The 23,737-nt window shown below is 73.1% G+C and carries 3 protein-coding genes; all 3 read left to right on the top strand.

Going from position 1 to position 23,737, the window contains the following annotated elements; all coding sequences use genetic code 11:
* Positions 1-5 precede the first annotated feature (5 nt).
* Genes ACFWV3_RS28165 through ACFWV3_RS28175 form a run of 3 tightly spaced genes read left to right on the top strand, consistent with a single transcriptional unit; the run spans position 6 to position 23,722 of the window.
* The gene (locus ACFWV3_RS28165) at positions 6-6,113 is read left to right on the top strand and encodes an SDR family NAD(P)-dependent oxidoreductase (protein WP_382415337.1); all 6,108 of its coding nucleotides are present in this window, start codon (positions 6-8) and stop codon (positions 6,111-6,113) included.
* A gap of 15 nt (positions 6,114-6,128) precedes the next feature.
* Positions 6,129-22,517 carry an SDR family NAD(P)-dependent oxidoreductase gene (locus tag ACFWV3_RS28170; RefSeq protein ID WP_382415339.1) on the top strand — a complete coding sequence of 5,463 codons (16,389 nt, stop codon included), beginning with the start codon at positions 6,129-6,131 and terminating at the stop codon, positions 22,515-22,517.
* Positions 22,514-23,722 carry an FAD-dependent oxidoreductase gene (locus ACFWV3_RS28175; protein WP_382415341.1) on the top strand — a complete coding sequence of 403 codons (1,209 nt, stop codon included), beginning with the start codon at positions 22,514-22,516 and terminating at the stop codon, positions 23,720-23,722. Before ACFWV3_RS28170 ends, ACFWV3_RS28175 begins: the two co-directional genes overlap by 4 nt.
* The last annotated feature ends 15 nt before the right edge of the window (positions 23,723-23,737 follow it).

The following is a 23,737-nucleotide window of genomic DNA, read 5'->3' on the forward strand; positions in this document are numbered from 1 at the left end:
GTGCCATGACCCAGGATGAGAAGGTCGTCGAGTACCTGAAGAAGGTCACGACCGACCTGCGCAGGACCCGTCAGCGGGTGCGCGAGCTGGAGGACCGTCAGCGGGAGCCCGTCGCCGTCGTCGGCATGGCCTGCCGCTTCCCCGGCGGGGTGAGCACCCCGGACGAGCTGTGGGACCTGGTGTCCTGCGACGGGGACGCCATCGAGACGTTCCCCGCCGACCGGGGCTGGGACGTCGAGTCGCTCTACGACCCGGACCCCGACCGGGCCGGGACCTGTTACGTGCGCGAGGGCGGCTTCCTGCACGGCGCGGGCGACTTCGACGCCGGGTTCTTCGGGATCTCGCCGCGCGAGGCGCTGGCGATGGACCCGCAGCAACGGCTGTTGCTGGAGACGTCGTGGGAGGCGATCGAGAGCGCCGGGCTCGACGGCACCGCGTTGCACGGCACCACGGTCGGCGTCTACACCGGTAGCAACAGCCAGGACTACGCCACGCTCGCGCGCGACCCCGCGGCCGGCCTCGCCGGGTTCGCGGGAACCGGCAGCGCGGCCAGCGTCATGTCCGGCCGGGTCTCCTACGTCTTCGGCCTCGAAGGTCCGGCGGTCACCGTCGACACCGCGTGCTCGTCGTCGCTGGTCTCGTTGCACCTGGCCGTGAACGCGCTGCGCAACGGCGAGTGCTCGCTCGCGTTGAGCGCCGGTGTCACGATCATGTCGACGCCGGACGCGTTCGTGGAGTTCAGCCGTCAGCGCGGGCTCGCGGCGGACGGCCGGTGCAAGGCGTTCTCCGACGACGCCGACGGCACGGCGTGGGGCGAGGGCGTCGGAGTCCTGGTGCTCGAACGGCTCTCGGACGCCCGGCGCAACGGCCGCCGGATCCTCGCCGTGGTGCGCGGAACCGCGGTGAACCAGGACGGTGCCACCAGCGGGCTGACGGCGCCGAACGGGCCTTCGCAGCAGCGGGTCATCCGTGCGGCGCTCGCGAACGCCGGGCTCGTCGGGTCCGATGTGGACGTCGTGGAGGCGCACGGCACTGGCACGAGCCTGGGTGACCCGATCGAGGCGCAGGCGGTGCTGGCGACCTACGGCCAGGGCCGCGACAAGCCGTTGTTGCTGGGATCGGTGAAGTCGAACATCGGGCACGCGCAGGCGGCCGCGGGCGTCGCCGGTGTGATCAAGATGGTGCTGGCGATGCGCCACGGCCTCGTGCCGAGGACCCTGCACGTCGGGTCGCCGTCGTCGCACGTCGACTGGTCGGCGGGCGCGGTGTCGGTGGCGACCGAGTCGCAGCCCTGGGAGCGCGACGGCCACCCGCGACGGGCGGGCGTGTCGTCGTTCGGCATGAGCGGCACCAACGCGCACGTGGTGCTGGAGGAGGCTCCCGAGGTCGAGGAAGTGCCCTCTGGCGGGTCCGCCTCCGTGGTGCCGGTGGTGTTGTCCGCCCGGTCGGAGGCGGCGCTGCGCGGGCAGGCGTCGCGGTTGTCGTCCTTTGTGGAGGGACAGGATCTCGCGGACGTGGCGGCCTCGCTGGTGCGGGACCGGACCGCGTTGACGCACCGCGCGGTCGTGACGGGCTCGCGGGACGACGTGGTGTCCGGGCTGCAAGCGCTTGCGGAGGGCAGGCCCGCCCCGAACCTGGTCCAGGCGGTCGTCGACGAGTCCGGCCGGGCGCCGGTCTTCGTGTTCCCCGGTCAGGGTTCGCAGTGGGCGGGCATGGCGGTGGAACTGGCCGAGGCGTCCCCGGTGTTCGGGGAACGGCTGGCCGAGTGCGACCGGGTGCTGGAACCGTTGCTGGGCTGGCGGGTCCTGGACGTGCTGTCCGGTGTGGACGGTGCGCGGAAGATGGAACGGGTGGACGTGGTCCAGCCCGTGCTGTTCGCCGTGATGGTGTCGCTCGGCGCGTTGTGGCGGGCCAGCGGTGTCACGCCGGGTGGCGTGATCGGGCACTCGCAGGGCGAGATGGCGGCCGCGTGCGTGGCAGGGGCCCTGTCGCTGGAGGACGCCGCACTGGTCGTCGTCGCGCGCAGCAAGCTGCTGGTGAGCTTGTCCGGGCTGGGCGGGATGGTGTCGGTCGGTCTGCCGGCCGCGCGGGTGCGCGAGCTGCTGGCCGGGTGGGACGGCGTCTCGGTGGCGGCGGTCAACGGCGCCGCGTCCACGGTGATCTCCGGTGACCTGGCCGGGCTGGACGAGGCACTGGCCTGGTGCGAACGGGAAGGCGTGCGGGCGCGCCGGATCGCGGTGGACTACGCGTCGCACTCGGTCCAGGTCGAGTCGATCCGGGACGAGCTGCTGGAGGTGCTGTCCGGCATCGAGCCGCGGTCGTGCGAGGTGCCGTTCTACTCGACGGTGACCGGTGAGCTGCTCGACACCGCCGGGCTGACGGCCGAGTACTGGTACGAGAACCTGCGGCGCACGGTCCTGTTCGACCAGGCGACGTTGTGCGCGGTGAAGGACGGCAACCAGGTCTTCGTCGAGGTCAGCCCGCACCCGGTGCTGGTGTCGTCGGTGCAGGAGACGGCCGACGTGGTGGCGCTCGGGTCGATCCGGCGCGACGACGGCGGCCTGGACCGGTTCCTGCTGTCGCTGGGCGAGGCGTTCGTGCACGGCGTGGACGTGGCATGGCCCGGCCTGGCCGATGGCCGCCGGGTGGAGCTGCCGACGTACGCGTTCGACCGGCGCCGGTTCTGGCTGAACCCCGCGCCCGCCGGTGGTGGCGGTGCGGGACACCCGGTGCTCGGCTCGTCGGTCGCGCTGGCCGACGGCGGCGGCGTGGTGCTGTCCGGCCGGGTGTCGCCGACATCGCCGGAGTGGGTCGCCGACCACGCGGTGGCGGGCCGGGTGTTGCTGCCCGGCACCGCTTTCGTCGAGATGGTGGTCCGCGCAGGGGACGAGGTCGGGTGCTCGACGGTCGAGGAGCTGACGCTGCACCGGCCACTGGTGCTGCCCACCGGTGGTTCGGTGGGCGTGCAGGTGCTGGTGGGTGCCGCGGAGTCCAGTGGCCGGAGCGTCGGCGTGTACTCGTCCGCGGACGGCATCGAGTGGACGCATCACGCCGAGGGCCGGTTGGTGGAGGCCGGTGCCGACGGCGTCGCACTGGACGAGTGGCCACCGGCCGGAGCCGAGGCGGTCGGCATCGACGGGTTCTACGAGCGGCTGGCCGAGGCCGGATACGGGTACGGGCCGTCGTTCCGGGGACTGCGGGCGGTGTGGCGGCGCGGGGACGAGGTCTTCGCGGAGGTCGCACTGCCGGAGGGGGTCGACCCGAACCGGTTCACGCTGCACCCGGCGCTGTTCGACGCCGCGCTGCACGTGTCGGGCGCGGTCGCGGACGACGTGTCCGTCGGGCTGCCGTTCGTCTGGTCGGGCGTTTCCGTGCACGCGGAGGGCACGTCGGCGCTGCGGGTCCGGTTGCGGCGCACCGGATCCGACGAGGTGTCACTGGATCTCGCCGACTTCACCGGCGCGCCGGTCGCGACGGTGGCGGCCGTGCGGTCGCGGCCGGTGAGCGCGGACCAGGTGTCCGGCGGTGAGCAGTTGATGCGGGTGCAGTGGGTTCCGGTCGCGCCGGAGGCCGCGGACGACGTCGACCACGTGGTGCTGTCTTGTCCGTCCGGGTCGGGGCTGGAGGTGGTGACCTGGCTCGCGGAGCGGCTGCGGCCGGTGCTGGAGGGGGACGCCCACGTCGTGGTCGTGACCCGCGGGGCGGCCGGTGACCAGTCCGATGTGGACCTGACGCAGGCCGGTGTCTGGGGGCTGGTGCGGTCCGCCCAGGCCGAGTTCGCCGGCCGGGTCACGGTGCTGGACGTCGAGGACGAGAGCGACCTGCACGTCGTGCCGGCGTTGGTGGCGCAGGGCGAGAACGCGGCGCTGGTCCGCGGCGGGAAGGTCTTCGTGCCGCGGCTGACCAAGGCGGCGCCCGAGACGTTGGTGCTGCCGGACTCGCCGTGGCGGCTGGCCGTCGACGGCCAGAGCCTGGAGGGCGTGACCGTCGAGGCCGCCGAACCTCGTGCGCTGGAGGCGGGGGAGGTGCGGATCGCGGTGCGGGCCGCGGGCGTGAACTTCCGCGACGCGCTGATGTGCGTCGGCATGTATCCCGGCGGCGAGACGGCGGTCGGCAACGAGGGCGCCGGTGTGGTCGTCGAGGTCGGTCCCGGCGTCGACCTGGCGGTGGGCGACCGGGTGATGGGCGTGTTCCCCGGCGCGTTCTCGTCGGAGACCATCGCCGACCACCGTTTGGTGGCGAGGATTCCGGCCGGCTGGTCGTTCGCGGACGCGGCTTCGGTGCCGATGGTCTACCTCACGGCCTGGTACGCCCTGCGGGACCTGGCCGACCTCCAACCCGGCGAGTCGGTGCTCGTACACGCGGCTGCCGGTGGTGTGGGCATGGCGGCGGTGCAGTTGGCGCGGGCATGGGGTGCCGAGGTCTACGGCACGGCGAGCCCGGCCAAGTGGAGCGCGCTCATCGGCCTGAAGGGAATCGCCTCCTCGCGGACGCTGGAGTTCGCGGCGCGGTTCGGCCGGGTCGACGTCGTGCTGGACAGCCTGGCCGGTGAGTTCGTCGACGCCTCGCTCGGGTTGCTGGGCGAGGGCGGCCGGTTCATCGAGATGGGCAAGACCGATGTCCGCGACGCCGACGAGGTCGCCGCTCGGCATCCCGGTGTGCGCTACCGGGCGTTCGTGCTCGGCGAGGCCGGCGAGGAGCGGACCGGCGAGATGCTGCGGGAGATCGTGGCGCTGTTCGAGCAGGGCGCGGTGGACCTTTCGCCCGTGCGGGCGTTCGACATCAGGCAGGCCCGCGAGGCGTTGCGGTTCGTCAGCCAGGCCAAGCACATCGGCAAGGTGGTCCTGACCGTGCCGCACGGCCTGGACCCGGACGGCACGGTCGTGATCACCGGTGGCACCGGCACGATCGGCGCGCACGTCGCCCGGCACCTCGCTCGGCGCGGCGCCAGGAACCTCCTGCTGCTCAGCCGCAGCGGATCGGCACCGGAGCTGGAGGCCGAGCTCGGCGCCGAGGTCGTGGCCTGCGACGCCGCGGACCGGACGGCGCTGGCGGAGGCGTTGCGGGGCCGCCGGATCACGGCGGTGGTGCACGCGGCGGGTGTCCTCGACGACGGCGTGGTCACCGCCCTGACGCCGGAGCAGATCGACCGCGTCTGGCGCCCCAAGGCCGAGGCGGCGATGAACCTGCACGAGCTGACGGCGGGCCAGGACCTGGCGGCGTTCGTGCTGTTCTCGTCCGCCGCCGGAGCCGTCGGCAGTCCGGGACAGGGCAACTACGCCGCCGCCAACGTCTTCCTCGACGCCCTGGCGCAGCACCGCCACGTCCACGGACTCCCGGCGACCTCGATCGCCTGGGGTTTCTGGGAGGAGCGCAGCGGCATGACGGCCCACCTGGACGACGCCCAGGTGCGGCGGCTGGCCAGGGGCGGCATGCGGCCGTTGTCCACGGAGGACGGACTGGCGCTGTTCGACGCGGCGCTGGACCAGCCGTCGCCACTCGTGGTCGCGGCACCGCTGGACGTGGCCGCGCTGAGGACCGCGACGGACGTGCCCCCGCTGCTGCGCGGGCTGACCCGGCCGGCCCGGCGCCGTTCGGCCGTGGTCGCCGAGACCACCGGCGGGACGTCGCTGGCCGACCGGCTGGCCGGACTGCCCCGCGCCGACCAGGACAAGCTGCTGGTGCGGCTGGTCACCCAGCACGCCGCGGCCGTGCTCGGGCACGAGAACGCGGACGACCTCGACGCCGCCAGGGCGTTCAAGGAGTCCGGGTTCGACTCCCTCACGGCCGTGGAGCTGCGCAACCGGCTCAACGCCGCGACCGGGCTGCGGCTGCCCGCGACCATGGTCTTCGACCACCCGACCCCGGTGGCGCTGGCCGCCCACCTGCTCGCCGAGCTGACGCCGGAGGCGGCGGACCCGGAGCAGGCCGGGTTCCGCGCCGCGCTCGACGCCGTCCCGTTCGAGCTGCTGAAGGCGGGCGGGGTGCTGGACCTGGTGCTGCGGCTCGCCGGGCAGGGCGAGGACGACCCCGTGGCGGACCCGACGGAATCCCTTGACGCGATGGACGCGAGCGACCTGGTCCGGCGGGCCATGGGCATGAGCTCGTCCTGATCAGGAGAGTGTGACTTGAGCACGTCTACCGACCAGCTCGTCGAGGCACTGCGGGCCTCGCTCAAGGAGAACGAGCGGCTGCGCAAGGAGGCCGGCCGGCTCGCGGCCGCCTCCACCGAGCCGATCGCCGTCGTGGGCATGGCCTGCCGGTTCCCCGGTGGCGTCGCGTCCCCGGACGACCTGTGGCGGTTGCTCGCCGGGGAGTCCGACGCGATCGGGACGTTCCCGCTCGACCGGGGCTGGGACGTGGAGGCGCTCTACGACCCCGACCCGGACCGGATGGGCACCTGCTACACCCGCCACGGCGGGTTCCTGGACGACGTCGGTGACTTCGACGCCGGCTTCTTCGGCATCTCGCCGCGCGAGGCGCTGGCGATGGACCCGCAGCAGCGGCTGTTGCTGGAGGCGTCCTGGGAGGTGTTCGAACGGGCCGGGATCGTGCCGGAGTCGGTGCGCGGCAGCCAGACCGGTGTCTTCGCCGGGCTCAGCGGCCAGGACTACGGCAGTTCGGCGAGTCCGGACGTCGTGGAGGGGCACGTCGCCACCGGCAGTGCTGGCAGCGTCGCGTCTGGTCGCGTGTCGTACGTGTTCGGTCTCGAAGGCCCGGCCGTCACGGTCGACACCGCGTGCTCGTCGTCGCTGGTGGCGTTGCACCTCGCGGTCGGCGCATTGCGCAGCGGCGAATGCTCGCTGGCGCTGGCCGGTGGCGCGACCGTCATGTCGAGCCCCGGGTTCTTCGTCGAGTTCAGCCGTCAGGGCGGACTGGCGAAGGACGGGCGGTGCAAGGCTTTCTCGTCCGCGGCGGACGGCATGGGCGCGGGCGAGGGCGTCGGTGTCCTGTTGCTGGAGCGGCTGTCGGACGCACAGCGCAACGGCCGGCGAATCCTCGCCGTGATCCGCGGGACCGCCGTGAACCAGGACGGTGCGTCCAACGGCCTCACCGCGCCGAGCGGACCGTCGCAGCAGCGCGTCATCCGTGCCGCGCTGTCGAACGCCGGGCTGCGTCCGTCCGATGTGGACGTCGTGGAAGCACACGGCACGGGTACGAAGCTGGGCGACCCGATCGAGGCGCAGGCGGTGCTCGCCACCTACGGCCAGGGGCGCGAGACCCCGTTGTGGCTGGGGTCGGTGAAGTCGAACATCGGGCACGCGCAGGCTGCCGCCGGTGTCGCCGGTGTCATCAAGATGGTGCTGGCGCTGCAGAACAACGTGCTGCCCAAGTCGCTGCACATCGACTCGCCCTCGCCGCACGTCGACTGGTCGGCCGGTGCGGTGTCGTTGCTGACCGAGGCCCAGCCGTGGGAGCGCAACGGGCATCCGCGGCGGGCGGGCGTGTCGTCGTTCGGCATGAGCGGCACCAACGCGCACGTCGTGCTGGAAGAGGCACCTCTCGTCGAGCAGGACGTCGAGGAGGCGCCGGAGTCGGTGGTGCCGGTGGCGCTCTCGGCCAAGTCGGAGGCCGCGCTGCGGGCGCACGCGGGTCGCCTGCTGTCGTTCGTCGAGGAGAACCCCGAGCTCCGCGCGGTCGACATCGCCCGGTCGCTGACGGTCGGCCGGGCGACTTTCGCGGAACGGGCCGTGGCCGCGGTGTCCGGTCGTGACGAGCTGATCAACGCGTTGCGGGCGGTGCGCGACGGCAGTGCGTCGGCTCAGGTGGTCACCGGCCGAGCGACGGCCGGTACGTCTCCCGTGTTCGTCTTCCCCGGCCAGGGTTCGCAGTGGGCGGGCATGGCGGTGGAGCTGGCGTCGGCCGCCCCGGTGTTCGGGGACCGGCTGGCCGAGTGCGACCGGGTGATGGAACCGTTGCTGGGCTGGCGCATTCTCGACGTGCTGTCCGGTGTGGACGGTGCGCAGGAGATGGTGCGGGTCGACGTCGTGCAGCCGGTGCTGTTCGCGGTGATGGTGTCGCTCGGCGCGTTGTGGCAGGGCAGCGGTGTCACGCCGGGTGGCGTGATCGGGCACTCCCAGGGTGAGATCGCGGCGGCGTGCGTGGCCGGCGCCCTGTCGTTGGAGGACGCGGCACGGGTGGTCGTGACGCGCAGCAAGCTGCTGGTCACCCTGTCCGGGCTGGGCGGCATGGCGTCGGTCGGCCTGCCCGCCGCACGGGTGCGCGAGCTGCTGGCCGAGTGGCACGGCGTCTCGGTCGCCGCGGTCAACGGCGCCTCCACGACGGTCATCTCGGGTGACGTCGAGGGACTCGAGGCGGCGCTGGCCTGGTGCCGGCGGGAGAAGGTGCGGGCGCGCCGGATCGCGGTGGACTACGCGTCGCACTCGGCGCAGGTCGAGTCGATCCGCGCCGAGCTGTTGGACGCGCTGGCTGATGTCGAGCCGCGGTCGTGCGACGTGCCGTTCTACTCGACGGTGACCGGTGGGCTGATCGACACCGCCGGGCTGACGGCCGAGTACTGGTACGAGAACCTGCGGCGCACGGTCGCGTTCGACCAGGCGACGCTCAGCGCGGTCCAGGACGGCCTGCGGGTGTTCGCCGAGATCAGCCCGCACCCGGTGCTGGTGTCGTCGGTGCAGGAGACCGCGGACGTCGTGGCGCTCGGGTCGATCCGCCGCGACGACGGCGGCCTGGACCGGTTCGTCCTGTCGCTGGGCGAGGCGTTCGCGCACGGAGTGGACGTGGAGTGGCCGGGGCTGTCCGGTGGCCGTCGGGTGGACCTGCCGACGTACGCGTTCGAGCGGCGGCGGTTCTGGCTGGACTCCGGCCTGGGCGGCACGACCGGCGGCGCTCACCCGTTGCTGGGCGCTGCGGTCGCGATGGCCGACGGCGGCGGTGTCGTGCTGTCCGGCCGGGTGTCGCCGGCCTCGCCCGCCTGGCTCGCCGATCACGCCGTCGCGGGCCAGGTCCTGGTGCCCGGCACGGCGTTCGTCGAGATGGCGGTGCGGGCCGGTGACGAGATCGGGTGCCCTGCCGTCGAAGAACTGACGTTGCACCGGCCGCTGGCGTTGACCGCGGGTGCGTCGGTCCAGGTGCAGGTCCTGGTCGGCGCGGACGAGTCGGGACGCCGGAGCGTGGGCATCTTCTCGTCGGCGGACGGCGAGGAGTGGAGCCACCACGCCGAAGGCTTCTTGAGCGGTGCGGCGGGGGAGGCCGTCGAGCTGACCGAATGGCCGCCCGCCGGTGCCGAGGTCGTGGGGATCGACGGGTTCTACGAGCGGCTGGCCGACGCGGGGTACGGCTACGGGCCGTCGTTCCGCGGGCTGCGGGCGGTGTGGCGGCGCGGGGACGAGGTGTTCGCCGAGGTCGCGCTGCCCGAGGAGCACCAGTCCGACGCCGGCCGGTTCGGCCTGCACCCGGCGTTGTTCGACGCCGCCCTGCACGCCGCGGCGGCACGGGACGAGGGCGCGGTCCGCGAGGCCATGCTGCCGTTCGTCTGGAACGACGTCACGTTGCACGCCGAAGGGGCGACCGCGCTGCGCGTGCGGGTACGTCCGGCGGGTGAGGACGACCTGTCGCTGGACCTGGCCGACGCCACCGGTGCCGCCGTCGCGTCGGTGCGGTCGGTGCTCTCCCGGCCGGTCGGGGCGGTGGGCGGCTCCGGCGGGGACTCCCTGCTGCGCACCGACTGGGTCGCGCTGGACGTGCCGCCCGGCGACGCTTCCGGGTGGGTGGACCTGGACCAGCTCTCGGACGACGCCCGGTGCGTCGTGGTGTCGTGCGTCGCCGACCTGTCGCTGCCCGTCGCGGACCGCGGCCGGGCCGTCGTCACGTGGCTGGCGGAGGTGCTGACCCGGTTGGCCGACACCGAGGCGCACGTGGTGGTCGTGACCCGCGACGCCGTCGGTGACCGGGTGGACCTCGGCCTGGCCGGGGTGTGGGGCCTGGTGCGGTCGGTCCAGGCCGAGCTGCCGGACCGGATCACGCTGGTCGACGTCGAGTCCGATGTGGACACCGAGCCGGCTGCCGAGTCGCTCGCCGGTCTGGTGGCGCTGGGCGAACCCGCCGCACTCGTGCGGGACGGCCGCGTGCTCGTCCCGAGGCTCACCCGGACCATGCCGGAAACGTTGGCGCTGCCCCAGGACACGCCGTGGCGGCTGGTGGCGGACGGCGAGAGCGTCGAGGGCGTCGACGTCGTGGAGACCGAGGCCGCGGAGCTCGGCGCCGGACAGGTGCGCGTGGCGGTCCGGGCCGCGGGCGTGAACTTCCGCGACGCGCTGATGTGCGTCGGGATGTACCCCGGCGGCGACACCGTCATCGGCAACGAGGGTGCCGGTGTGGTGGTCGAGGCCGGGTCCGGCGTCGACCTCGCGGTCGGCGACCGGGTCATGGGCCTGTTCCGCGGCTCGTTCGGGTCGGAGGTCGTCGCCGACCACCGCGTGGTGACGAGGATCCCGGCCGGTTGGTCGTTCGCCGAGGCCGCCTCGGTGCCGACGGTGTTCCTGACCGCCTGGTACGCCCTGCGGGACCTGGCTGATCTCCAACCCGGCGAGTCGGTGCTGGTGCACTCGGCGGCCGGTGGCGTCGGCATGGCCGCGACCCAGTTGGCACGAGCGTGGGGCGCCGAGGTCTACGGCACGGCGAGCCCCGCGAAGTGGAGCGCTCTCACCGGACTGGCGGGCGTCGCCTCCTCCCGGACGCTGGAGTTCGCTGAGCGGTTCGGCCGGGTGGACGTGGTGCTGAACAGCCTGTCCGGCGAGTTCGTCGACGCCTCACTGGGCCTGCTCGGCGACGGCGGCCGGTTCGTCGAGATGGGCAAGACCGACGTGCGCGACGCCGGTCAGCACCCCGGTGTGCGGTACCGGGCCTTCGACCTCGCCGAGGCGGGGGAGGACCGCATCCGGGAGATGCTGCGGGAGATCGTCGCGCTGTTCGAGCGGGGTGCGTTGTCGCTGCTGCCGATCCGGGCGTGGGACGTGCGACGTGCTCGGGAGGCGCTGCGGTTCGTCAGTCAGGCCAAGCACGTCGGCAAGGTCGTGCTGACCGTGCCGCGCGAGCTGGACCCGGACGGCACCGTCGTGATCACCGGCGGCACGGGCACGCTCGGGCTGCACGTGGCCCGGCACCTCGCCGAGCGCGGTGCCCGGAACCTGTTGCTGCTCAGCAGGAGCGGGGTGGCACCGGAGATCGACGCCGAGGTCGTGGCCTGCGACGTCACCGACCGGGCCGCCCTCGCGAAGGTGCTCGAAGGCCGCCGCATCACCGCCGTGGTGCACGCGGCGGGCGTGCTCGACGACGGCGTGGTCACCGCCCTGACGCCGGAGCGGGTCGACCGGGTGTGGCGTCCCAAGGCGGACGCGGCCATGCACCTGCACGAGCTGACCGCGGGGCAGGACCTGGCGGCGTTCGTGCTGTTCTCCTCCGCCGCCGGCACGGTCGGCAGCGCCGGGCAGGGCAACTACGCCGCCGCCAACGTCTTCCTCGACGGACTGGCCCAGCTGCGCCGGGACCAGGGCCTCGCCGGCACCTCGATCGCCTGGGGCTTCTGGGAAGACCGCAGCGGCATGACCGAGCACCTCGACGACGCCCAGCTGCGGCGGATGTCGGCGGGCGGCATGCGACCCCTGACCGCTCAGGACGGACTGGCGTTGCTGGACGCCGCCATCGCCGGTGTCGTCCCGTCGGTGCTCGCGGCGAAGATCGACGTCAAGGCGCTGAAGGACGTCCCGCCGTTGTTGCGCGGCCTCGTCAGGGGACGGGCGCGCAGGACGGCCGCGGGCGCCACCGCGAGCACGCTCGGGGACCGTCTCGCGCGGCTGCCGGAGGCCGACCGCGACCGCGCGGTGCTGGACCTGGTGCGCTCCAACGCCGCCGCCGCGCTCGGCTACGAGAACGCGGCGGACATCGCGGCCACCCGGTCGTTCAAGGAGCTCGGGTTCGACTCGCTGACCTCGGTCGAGCTGCGCAACCGCCTCAACGCCGCCACCGGGCTGCGGCTGCCGGCGACGCTCGTCTTCGACCACCCCACGCCGACCGACCTGGCCGCCAGGCTGCGCGTGGACCTGGTCGGCGAGACGGCCGGGAAGCCGCGGGAGGTCGTGCGGGCGGCCACGTCCGACGACCCGATCGCGATCGTCGGCATGGCCTGCCGGTTCCCCGGTGGCGTCCGCTCACCGGAGGACCTCTGGACGTTGCTCGCGACCGGACGGGACGCCATCGGCGACTTCCCGGACGACCGCGGCTGGGACGTCGAAGGGCTCTACGACCCCGACCCCGAGCGGTCCGGCAAGACCTACGTGCGGCAGGGCGGGTTCGTCCGCGAGGCGGGCGCGTTCGACGCGGGGTTCTTCGGGATCTCGCCGCGCGAGGCGCTGGCGATGGACCCCCAGCAGCGGTTGCTGCTGGAGACGTCGTGGGAGGTGTTCGAACGGGCCGGGATCGTGCCGGAGTCGTTGCGCGGCAGCCAGACCGGCGTGTTCACCGGACTCAGCGGCCAGGACTACGTGGGTTCGCTCGTCGACACCTCGGACGGCACCGAGGGCCAGCTCGTCACCGGCAACGCGGGCAGCGTGGCGTCCGGCCGGGTGTCCTACGTCTTCGGCCTGGAGGGACCGGCCGTCACGGTCGACACCGCCTGCTCGTCCTCGTTGGTGGCGCTGCACCTCGCCGCAAACGCTTTGCGCAACGGGGAGTGCACGCTCGCGCTCGCCGGTGGCGCGACCGTGATGTCCAGCCCTGGCTTCTTCGTCGAGTTCAGCCGTCAGGGCGGACTGGCGAAAGATGGGCGTTGCAAGGCGTTCTCGGCCGACGCCGACGGCATGGGAGCCGCCGAGGGCATCGGCGTGCTGCTGCTGGAACGGCTGTCGGACGCCCGGCGCAACGGGCACGAGGTGCTGGCGGTCGTGCGGGGCAGCGCGGTCAACCAGGACGGCGCGTCCAACGGTCTCACCGCACCGAACGGGCCTTCGCAGCAACGGGTGATCCGTGCCGCGCTGGCCAGCGCGGGTCTGCGTCCGTCCGATGTGGACGTCGTCGAGGCGCACGGCACCGGCACGAAGCTCGGTGACCCGATCGAGGCGCAGGCCGTCCTCGCCACCTACGGCCAGGACCGCGAGACCCCGGTGTGGCTGGGGTCGGTGAAGTCCAACATCGGCCACGCCCAGTCGGCGGCCGGGGTCGCGGGCGTGATCAAGATGGTCCTGGCGATGCGCAACGGCGTGCTGCCCAAGACCCTGCACGCCGACCAGCCCTCGCCGCACATCGACTGGTCGTCCGGTGCGGTGTCGTTGCTGACCGAAGCCCAGCCGTGGGGACGCAACGGTCACCCGCGCCGGGCCGGTGTGTCCGCGTTCGGCATCAGCGGCACGAACGTCCACACGATCCTCGAAGAAGCTCCGGAACAACCGGTGGCAGCACCGGCCGACCACGACCCGGCCGTCGTGCCGTGGGTCGTGAGCGGTCGCAGTGAGCGGGCGATGCGGGCGCAGGCCGCCGTGCTCGCCGCTCACCTGGCCGGAGCGGACCCGCTGGACGTCGCGTTCTCCCTGGCCACGACCAGGTCCGCGCACACCCACCGGGCCGTGGTCGTCGCCGAGGGCGAGGACTTGGTCCGCGGCCTGGAGATCATCGCGGAGGGTGGTTCGGCGGCGAACGTCGTCGAGAACACCGCCGCCGAGCACGCCAGGACGCCCGTCTTCGTGTTCCCCGGCCAGGGGTCGCAATGGCAGGGCATGGCGCTCGAGCTCATCGAGTCGTCGCCGGTGTTCCGCGAACGCCTGGTGGAGTGCGACCTGGCCCTCGAACCGTTGCTGGGCTGGCGGGTCCGCGACGTGCTGAACGGCGTCGAGGGCGCCCCCGACCTCGGCCGGGTCGACGTGGTGCAGCCCGTGCTGTTCTCCGTGATGGTGGCGATGGCGGCGTTGTGGCAGGCCAGCGGGGTCACGCCGAGCGGGGTCATCGGGCACTCCCAGGGCGAGATCGCCGCGGCGTGCGTGGCGGGAGCGCTCTCGCTCGCGGACGCCGCCAAGGTCGTCGCGCTGCGGAGCGGACTGCTGCGGCAGGTCTCGGGCAAGGGCGCGATGCTGTCCGTGTCGCTGCCGGAGGCCGAGGTCGCCGAGCGGATCACGCCGTGGAGCGAGGCCATCTCGGTCGCCGCGGTCAACGCGCCCGCGACCACGGTCGTCGCCGGTGAGCCGAAGGCGTTGCTGGAGTTCGAGAAGAGCCTCGCCAAGGCCGGTGTGCTGCGGTGGCGGCTGCCCGGGGTCGACTTCGCGTCGCACTCGCCGCAGGTCGAGGAGATCCGCGACGAGCTGCTGGCGGTGCTGGCGGACATCCGGCCGCGCTCGTCCGACGTGCCGTTCTACTCGACGATGGCCGGTGGCCTGATCGACACGGCCGAGCTGGACGCGGAGTACTGGTACCGCAGCCTCCGTCAGCCCGTGCTGTTCCAGCAGGCGGCGCTCGCCGCGGTGGCGGCAGGCGCTTCGGTGTTCGTCGAGGTCAGCCCGCACCCGTTGCTGACGGCCTCGCTGATCGAGGCGGCCGACGTCACGGCCGTGGGGTCGATCCGCAAGGAGGACGGCGGCTTCGACCGGTTCCTGCTGTCGCTGGGCGAAGCGTTCACGCACGGCGTGGCCGTGACGTGGCCGGTGCTGGAGCGAGGCCGCCGGGTCGAGCTGCCGACGTACGCGTTCGACCGGCGGCGGTACTGGCTCGAAGGGGCCACCTCGTCTTCCGGCGGTGCGGCGCACCCGTTGCTGGACTCGGTGGTGGCACTGGCCGACGGCGGTGGTGTCGTCCTTTCCGGACGGTGGACGGCGACGTCCCCCGCGTGGATCGCCGACCACGCCGTGTCCGGAACCGTGCTGCTGCCCGGAACCGCGTTCGTCGAACTGGCCGTGCGGGCCGGTGACGAGGTCGGGTGCGACACCGTCGAGGAGCTGACGCTGCACCGGCCGCTGGTCGTGCCGGCGGGTGGCTCGGTGCAGGTCCAGGTCGTGGTCGGAGCCGAGGAATCGGGGCGGCGCACCGTCGGCGTCTACTCGCTGACCGACGACGAGTGGGTCCAGCACGCCGAGGGCGTCATGTCCGAGGGCGGTGGCACCTTCACCGGCGAGGCCCTGGAGTGGCCTCCCACCGGAGCGGAGACCGTGAGCGTGGAAGGGCTTTACGACCGGCTCGCGGCCGGCGGGTTCGAGTACGGGCCGTCGTTCCGGGGCCTGCGGGCGGTCTGGCGGCGCGACGGCGAGGTGTTCGCCGAGGTCGCGCTGCCGGAGGAGACCGACCCGAGCCGCTTCACCCTGCACCCGGCGCTGCTCGACGCCGTGCTGCACGCGCTCGGCCCCGGTGAGCTGATCACCGATCCCGGCCGGGCGCAGCTCCCGTTCGCGTGGAACGACGTCCGGGTGTTCGCGGCCGGCGCGTCCGTGCTGCGGGCCAGGCTCCGCGCGGTCGACGACGGTGTGTCGCTGGAGCTGTTCGACGGTGCGGGCGCACCGGTCGCGGCCGTCGGGTCGCTCGCGTTGCGGCCGGTCGCGTTGGAGCAGTTCGACTCGGCGCCGGACGCCTTGCTCGGCGTGGAGTGGGTGCCGGTCGAGGTCGAACCGGCCGCCATCCCCGCCGGCTGGGTGCTGCTGGGCGACGAGCTGGGCGGCATCCGCCGGGTCGAGGAGGTCGACGAGGGGGCCGAGTGCGTCGTCGTGTCGTGCGGGCCCCGCGACGGCACCGCGGCGAGCGGTCTCGCGGTCGTGACGTGGCTCGCGGACGTGCTCGGCCGGTTGATGAACGGCGAGTCCCAGGTGGTCGTGGTGACCCGGCACGCGGTGGAGGAGCGGAACGATGGGGTGGCTCTTGATCTTGCTGGCAGCTGGGGACTTGTCCGCGCGGTCCAGGCTGAGTTCCCGGGACGAGTCGTCGTCGCCGACCTCGGGGACGACGCCGACGCCGGACTCCTGCCGGGCCTGCTGGAGCTCGAGGAGACGTCCGCGCTGGTGCGCGGACGCCGGGTCCAGGTGCCTCGCCTGACCAGGAGCTTCCCCGATGCGATCACGCTGCCTCCTGCCGGGTGGCAGGTGGTCGCGGACGGCGAGAGCGTGCAGGGCGTCGACGCACACCCGGTCGACGACGAACCGCTGGAAACCGGGCAGATCCGGGTCGCCGTCCGTGCCGCGGGCGTGAACTTCCGCGACGCCCTGATGTCGGTCGGCATGTACCCCGGCAACGGCACTTTCGTCGGCAACGAGGCCGCGGGTGTCGTGGTCGAGGTCGGGCCCGGCGTCGAGGGACTGGCGGTCGGCGACCGGGTGATGGGCCTGTTCGCGGGCGCGTTCGCGGCGCACGCCGTCGCCGACCACCGGCTGGTGGTCCCGATCCCGCTCGGCTGGACCTTCGCCGAGGCCGCGTCGGTGCCGACGGTGTTCCTGACCGCCTGGTACGGGTTGCACGACCTCGCCGATCTGCAGGCAGGCGAGTCGGTGCTGGTGCACGCGGCCGCCGGTGGTGTGGGCATGGCGGCGGTGCAGCTGGCACGGGCAGCGGGTGCCGACGTCCACGGCACGGCGAGCCCGGCGAAGTGGGATGCGTTGCGCGGCATGGGGTTGCCCGACGACCGGATCGCGTCGTCGCGGTCGCTGGAGTTCGCGGACCGGTTCGGCCCGGTGGACGTGGTGCTGGACAGCCTGGCCGGTGAGTACGTGGACGCCTCCCTGCGGCTGCTGGCCGAGGGCGGCCGGTTCATCGAGATGGGCAAGACCGACATCCGGGACGCGGACGTCGTCGCGACCGAGCACCCCGGCGTGCACTACCGCGCGTTCGACCTGGGTGAGGCCGGACCGCGGCGGATCCAGGAGATGCTGCGCAAGATCGTGGCGCTGTTCGAGCAGGGTGTGCTGTCGCTGCTGCCGATCCGGGCGTGGGACGTCCGGCACGCCCGCGAGGCGTTGCGGTTCGTCAGCCAGGCCAAGCACGTCGGCAAGGTCGTGCTGACCGTGCCGCGCGAGCTGGACCCGGACGGCACCGTGGTGATCACGGGCGGCACCGGCACGCTGGGCGGCCTGGTGGCACGGCATCTCGCCGCGCGTGGCGCCCGGAACCTGTTGCTGCTGAGCAGGAGCGGGTCCGCGCCGGACCTGGTGGCCGAGCTGGGCGCCGAAGTCGTGGCGTGCGACGTCGGGGACAAGACCGCACTCGCCGAAGTGTTGCGGGGTCGTCGGATCACGGCCGTGGTCCACGCGGCCGGAGTGCTCGACGACGGCGTGGTCACCGCTCTCACACCCGAGCGGATCGACCGGGTCTGGCGTCCCAAGGCGGACGCGGCCATGCACCTGCACGAGCTGAGCGCGGGGCAGGACCTGGCGGCGTTCGTCCTGTTCTCCTCGGCGGCCGGCACGGTCGGCAGCCCGGGACAGGCGAACTACGCCGCCGCCAACGTCTTCCTCGACGGACTGGCCCGGCACCGGCACTCGCTGGGCCTGCCCGCCACGTCGATCGCCTGGGGCTTCTGGGAGGAGCGCAGCGGCCTGACCGCGCACCTCGACGACGCGCAGGTGCAGCGGATGACCACCGGCGGCATGAAGCCGCTGTCCACTCAGGACGGACTGGCGCTGCTCGACGCCGCCATCGCCCTGCCGGCGCCCGCGGTGCTCGCGGCCCAGCTGGACGTGAAGGGCCTGCGCGGCAGGGAGGACGTGCCGCCGTTGCTGCGCGGCCTGGTCAGGAGCACCCGCAAGCGGACCACGGCCTCCGGTGTGACGGCCGACCGCGCGGGCCTGACCGAACGGCTGCGCGGCCTCTCCCGTGCCGACCAGGACAAGACGCTCGTGCAGCTGGTCCGGATGCACGCGGCCACCGTCCTGGGCCACGGCAGCCCGGACGACCTCGACGTCACCCGGCCGTTCAAGGAGCTCGGCGTCGACTCGCTGACCGCGGTCGAGCTGCGCAACCGGCTGAGCGGTGCGACCGGGATGCGGCTGCCCGCGACCGTCGTGTTCGACCACCCGACGCCGGTGGCGCTGGCGGCCCGGCTGCGAGCGGACCTCGTCGGCGAGGAGGAACAGCGGCCGGAGATCGTCCGTGCCGGCGCGGCGACCGACGAACCGATCGCGATTGTCGGCATGGCCTGCCGCTACCCCGGTGGTGTCCGCTCGCCGGAGGACCTCTGGGCGCTGCTGGCCGAGGGCAGGGACGCCGTCGGCGACTTCCCGGCCGACCGCGGCTGGAACACCGACGAGATCTACGACCCGGCCGCGACCGCCGGACGCACGTACACCCGCGAGGGCGCGTTCATGTACGACGCGGGGGACTTCGACGCGGGCTTCTTCGGGATCTCCCCGCGCGAGGCCGTGGCGATGGACCCGCAGCAACGACTGCTGCTGGAGACGTCGTGGGAGGCCGTCGAACGGGCCGGGATCGTGCCGGAGTCGTTGCGCGGCAGCCAGACCGGCGTGTTCACGGGCCTGAGCGGGCAGGACTACACCGTGTCGTTGAACGGCGTCGCGGGGGAGCAGGAGGGGCACGTGCTGACCGGCAACGCCGGCAGCGTCGCCTCGGGCCGGGTCTCCTACGTCTTCGGGCTGGAGGGACCGGCGGTCACCGTCGACACCGCCTGCTCGTCCTCGCTCGTGGCGTTGCACCTCGCCACCACCGCCCTGCGCAACGGCGAGTGCTCGCTGGCGCTCGCCGGTGGCGCGACCGTGATGTCCAGCCCCGGGTTCTTCGTCGAGTTCAGCCGGGCCGGTGGACTGGCGAAGGACGGCCGCTGCAAGGCGTTCTCCGCCGCGGCCGACGGCATGGGCGCGGCCGAGGGCGTCGGCGTGCTGCTGCTCGAACGGCTGTCGGACGCCCAGCGCAACGGGCACCGGGTGCTCGCGGTCGTGCGGGGCAGCGCGGTCAACCAGGACGGCGCGTCCAACGGCCTCACCGCGCCGAACGGTCCCTCGCAGCAGCGGGTGATCCGGCAGGCGCTGGCCAACGCCGGACTGGAACCGTCCGATGTGGACGCCGTGGAGGCGCACGGCACCGGAACCAGGCTCGGCGACCCGATCGAGGCCCAGGCGGTGCTCGCGACCTACGGCCAGGACCGCGCGGAGCCGTTGTGGCTGGGTTCGGTGAAGTCCAACATCGGCCACGCACAGGCCGCGGCGGGCGTCGCCGGCGTGATCAAGATGGTCATGGCGCTGCAGAACGGCGTGCTGCCCAGGACGTTGCACGTCGACGAGCCGTCGCCGCACGTGGACTGGTCGGAGGGCGCGGTCTCGCTGCTGACCGAGGCCCAGCCGTGGGAACGCGACGGCCATCCGCGCCGGGCGGGCGTGTCCGCGTTCGGCATCAGCGGCACCAACGTGCACACGATCATCGAGGAAGCGCCGGAGAGCGAGGAGGTTCCCGGCGAGGAAGCCGCACTGCCCTGGACGCTGTCGGCCAAGTCCAAGACCGCGCTGCGGGACTACGCCGGGCAGGTCGAGTCCTTTGTGGAGTCCCAGCCCGCGCTGACGCCCGGTGAGATCGGGGCGGCGCTGGCGGTGAACCGGTCGGCGTTCGCCCACCGCGCGGTGGTGCTGGGTGCCGAACGGGACGAGCTGCTCGCCGGCCTGCGAGCCTTGGCCGACGGTGTGCCCGCGGTCAACGTCGTCGAGGGCACCGCGGCCGGGGGTGCGGTCGGGTTCCTGTTCACCGGCCAGGGTGCCCAGCGTGCGGCGATGGGCCGGGAGCTGTACGAGGCGTTCCCGGTGTTCGCCAAGGCGTTCGACGCGGTGTGCGCGGAGTTCGAGGGCGAGCTGGACCTGGCGCTGCGCCGGGTCGTGTTCGCCGATCCGGGAACGGCCGAGGCGGGCCTGCTCGACCAGACCGGCTACACCCAGCCGGCGTTGTTCGCGCTGGAGGTGGCGCTGTACCGGCTCGTCGAGGACCTCGGCGTGCGGCCGGAGTACGTGCTGGGCCACTCGATCGGCGAGGTCGCGGCCGCGCACGTGGCCGGGGTGTTCTCGCTGCCGGACGCGTGTGCGCTGGTGGCGGCACGGGCCCGGTTGATGCAAGAGCTTCCCTCCGGTGGCGCGATGGTGTCGCTGCAGGCGAGCGAGGACGAGGTGATCGCGTCGCTGGAAGGCGTCGTGGACGTTTCGATCGCCGCGGTCAACGGACCACGCGCGGTCGTCGTCTCCGGAGCGGTGGATGCCGTGCTCGGCGTCGCGAAGCTGTGGGAGGAGCGGGGGCGCAAGGTCCGGCGGTTGTCGGTCAGCCACGCCTTCCACTCGCCGCTGATGGAGCCGGTGCTCGGCGCGTTCCACGAGGTGGCGGCACGGATCACGTACCAGCCGCCGCAGATCGCGATCGTGTCCAACGTGACGGGCGAGGTGCTGACCGCCGACGAGGTGTGCTCGGCCGGCTACTGGGTCCGGCACCTGCGGCAGCCCGTCCGGTTCCACGACGGTGTCCGCCGGATGCGGGCGGAGGGCGTCGGCAAGGTGCTGGAGATCGGACCCGACGGCGTGCTGTCCGCGATGGCCGCCGAGTGCCTGCCCGGTGAGGACGTCGTCTTCATCCCGTTGCAGCGCAAGGAGCAGGACGAGGCGAACGCCGTGGTCACCGCACTGGCACGGGCGCACACCCGTGGCGTGGCGGTGGACTGGGTCCGGCTGGGTTCCCGGCCTGGCGCCCGGATTCTCGACCTGCCGACCTATCCGTTCCAGCGCAGGCGTTACTGGATGTCGGCGCAGTCCCGGCCGGTCGGGAGCGGCAGTGGTCACCCGGTGCTCGGCACGGTGGTCGGGCTCGCGGACGAGGACGCCGTGCTGCTCACGGGCCGGTTGTCCCGCCGGGTGCACCCGTGGCTGCCCGAGGTCGTGCCGGCGCCGGTGTTCGTGGAACTGGCGGTGCGGGCCGGTGACGAGGTCGGCTGCGGGCTCGTCGAGGACCTGACCGTGCACCCGGTCCGCGCCGACGGCGAGGTCCAGGTGCGGGTCCAGGCCGCCGACGACACCGGCAGGCGCGAGATCCGGATGTTCTCGCGGCACTACAGCACGGCGTGGCAGCAGGTGGCGCACGGGTTCCTGGCACCGGACGGCGGTCCGATGATCACCACGCCGAGTGGTGACGCCGTGGAGGTGGAACTCCCGGAGTCCCTTGCGGTGACCGGCTTCGGCCTGCATCCGGTGCTGCTGGAGCAGGCGCTCGGTCTCGGTGACTCTCAGGTCGTGCGGTTCCGGGGTGTTCGGTTGCTCGCGACCGGCGCGCGGGCGTTGACCGTCCGCACGGACGGAGAGCGGGTGCTCGGCAGCGACCACACGGGCGAGCCGGTGATCAGCATCGACTCGGTGACCAGCCGGCAGGGCGAGCAGGTGTCGTCCGGTGCGGTGGTGACCGCGCGGACGCCCGTCCGCCGGGTCGTGCCCGAGGCCGTGGTGGCCGAGGAGTCGCTGCTCACCGGCGACTCGCTGGTCGACCTGGTCCGCACGCACGCCGCGGCGGTGCTCGGGTACGGCAGCGCGGACGAGATCACCGCGGAGACGCCGTTCCTGGAGCTCGGGTTCGACTCGATCACCGGGGTGGAGCTGCGCAACCGGCTCGCCGCGCTGACCGGGCTCGACCTGCCGGCGACGCTGCTGTTCGACCAGCCGTCCCCACTGGCGCTCGCACGGCACCTCGACCGGCAGCGCGGCGCCGACCAGGGCCAGGCCGGGCAGTCGATCGGCGAGCTGTACTGGAACGCCTGCGGCGAGGGCCGGTTCGACGAGGCGTTGCTGCTGGCCAAGGCCGCCGCGTCGCTGCGGCCGTCGTTCGGGGTCGCCGAGGCGCTCGGCCACGTGCCGGCACCGGTGAAGCTCGCCGGTGGCGACGGGACGCCCGCGCTGCTGTGCTTCCCGGGCTTCAGCGCGGTGTCCGGGCCGCACGAGTACGCGAAGTTCGCGGCCGAGCTGCGGGGCGTGCGGGACGTGTGGGCGTTGCCGGAACCCGGTTACGTCGACGGCGAGGCGCTGCCGACGGACCTGGAGGCGCTCGTCCGGTTGCACGCGGAAGCCGTGCGGCGGTGCGGTGTCCCGGCGGTGCTGGTCGGGCGGTCCGCGTCCGGCATGCTCGCCTACGCCGTCGCCGAGCACCTGGAACGCGCCGGCGAGGCACCGGAGGCCGTGCTGCTGATGGACAGCTTCTCGCCGGGGATCAGCAGGCTGCGGCCGTGGCTGGAGCCGTCGCTGATGGAGACGGTGCTGGCCAAGGAGAGCGGCTTCGCGCTGCGCAACGACACCCGCGTCACGGCGATGGGCCGCTACCACGAGTTCTTCTCGGGCTGGCGGCCGGAACCCATCGCCACGCCGACCCTGCTGCTGCGGGCCACCGAGCCGTACTCGGACCAGCTCGGCGACCCGGTCGACGACGCCACGGACTGGCGTGCGTTCTGGGAGACCCCGCACCTGACGCTCGACGTGCCGGGCAGCCATTTCAGCATCCTCGAAGGAGATTCCGCGTCGACCGCCCGTGCGGTGCAGGACTGGCTCTCCGCGAACACCGGAAAGAAGGCGCAGTGAAAGCGATCATCATCGGGGCCGGGGTCAGCGGCCTGACCACCGCGGCCGGCCTGCTCGCCACCGGGCACGAGGTCGAGGTGTTCGAGCGCGGCCCCGAGCTGCGGGCCGGGGGCAACGGCGTGCTGCTGTGGCCCAACGGCACCAGCATCCTGCGCGACCTGGGCATCGGCGTCGACGACCTGGGCATGCGGATGGACAGCGCGGACATCATGTCCTACGACGAGAAGCCGCTGATGCGGGTGGACCTGTCCGACATCGCGGGCAGGCTCGGCTCGCACGTCGCCGGGGTGATGCGCGGCGAGATCGTGCGCCGTCTCCACGCGGCACTGCCGGATGGCGTCCTGCGCACCGGAATGCGTTGTGTGGCAATTGAAACCGCCCGAACGAGTGCCGACGCACCCGTGACGGCGGTGTTCGAGGACGGCACGCGCGTCTCCGGCGACGTGCTGATCGGCGCGGACGGCTACCGGTCCGTGGTGCGCAGGCACCTCTTCGGCCTGGACGACATCGCCGAGTACACCGGCCTCGCCACCTGGCACGGCACGACGCAGAAGCAGATCGGCGGCCTCGACCCGCACTTCGTGCCCGCCTACTACGGCCGCAAGGTCGCGTTCACCACCCACTCCGTCAGCGAGGACCTCAAGCACTGGGCGTTCGAGGTGCACTGGCCGATCCCGGGCCTGGACGCCACGGGCGTGGTCGGCGACCAGGTCACCGCCGAACCGCACTCGGGACCGTCCAGGATGGACCTCCTGCGCGAGTGGTTCGCCGGCTGGCCACCCGCCGTGGCCGACCTGATCGACGTGCTCACCGAAGAGGACATCAAGGTGCACCCGCACGTCATCCACAAGGTCCGCAAGTGGTGGGGCGAAGGCCCGATCACACTCGTCGGCGACGCCGCACACGCCGTGCCGCCACGCGTCGGCTGGGGCGTGAACCAGGCGCTGGAGGACGGCTGGGTGCTCAGCCGCGCCCTGGAGAACGCGGGGGACCCGGCACCCCGGCTGCGGCTCTACGAGCAGACCCGGCGGACGCGGGCGCGGCGGGTGCGGTCGCGCGGCGCGATGCTCAAGCACGTGAACCGGATGATCCTGTTGCTGCGGGCCAAGAAGGGCGGGATCGAGGCCACGCGCGCGGTGCAGGGCAACATCATGAACTGCAGCAACTACCTGCACGGCGAGGCGCCGGTCCCGTTGGGCGCCTGAGCGGGTTTCTGGGGC

It is taken from the genome of Lentzea sp. NPDC059081, assembly GCF_042738015.1.
Taxonomy (GTDB): domain Bacteria; phylum Actinomycetota; class Actinomycetes; order Mycobacteriales; family Pseudonocardiaceae; genus Lentzea.

Excerpts from the sequence above, each read along its gene's own strand:
- ACFWV3_RS28165 (WP_382415337.1), top strand. The coding sequence starts at position 6 with ATGACCCAGGATGAGAAGGTCGTCGAGTACCTGAAGAAGGTCACGACC.